We start from the raw sequence: 866 nt of genomic DNA on the forward strand, positions 1-866 counted from the left end.
TAATACTGTGTGGATTTCCGCTTGGAAATCCCCCCGTTTTGCCTAACTGTTTTGTATAAAGTTAGTGTGGGAGTTGATAATCTTAAGATTCTCAGCCCCGGACTAAACTTTTACTTATTTTGTGTTTTTATCTTAGTCGACCTAAAAATAGATAAATAAGTAGAAGTGACATAATAAAAAGACACAGAACTTTGGGCGAACCATAAAAACCCACATTAACTTTATGCGTTGTTAGCAACTGACATTTTCGGTCGGCTAAATCTCGGATAAATAAAAATGACAAAATTTTAACAATCAACTATAAAATCGAAGATCTGGTATCTTATTTATTTGGTTAATTTTCTAAAATATTTTTTCCCGTAAGTGGCTAAAATCTCACATAGAATTTTTGAAATTTATTTTTTTTGAAATCCAATAACAGAAAATCTATCCACTATTTTTTTAGTTTTAATGAGTCGACTTTTCCTTAAACCGCAAAAATTTTCTTAAATGACTTTTTCCCGAAAGCCGAGAAAAAAATATTCCGCAAGTAGCTAAAAAATCTAAATGGGACTATATTAAAAATTTATCGTGTAATTATTTGTAATTTGAATACAAGGAAATTATTCCGCAAGAAGCAAAAATAATCCGTAAGAGTAGGGAAATCTTTTTTCTAAGCAATACTTTTCTGAAAAACGTAATCTTGTAGGAATCTTGTTTTCAAAGAATCTCCGCTTAGATAAGCTATTTTTTTAGAATAATTTATTTTCCACCGAATTCGAAATCCGTTTGTTGCTAACGGTTTTGTATAAGGTTAGTGTGGGAGTTGATAATCGCGAGATTTTCAGTCAAACACTAAGCTTATACTTATTTTATGTTTTTATCTT

It is taken from the genome of Flavicella sediminum (genome assembly GCF_006381105.1).
In the GTDB taxonomy this organism is placed as follows: Bacteria; Bacteroidota; Bacteroidia; order Flavobacteriales; family Flavobacteriaceae; genus Flavicella; species Flavicella sediminum.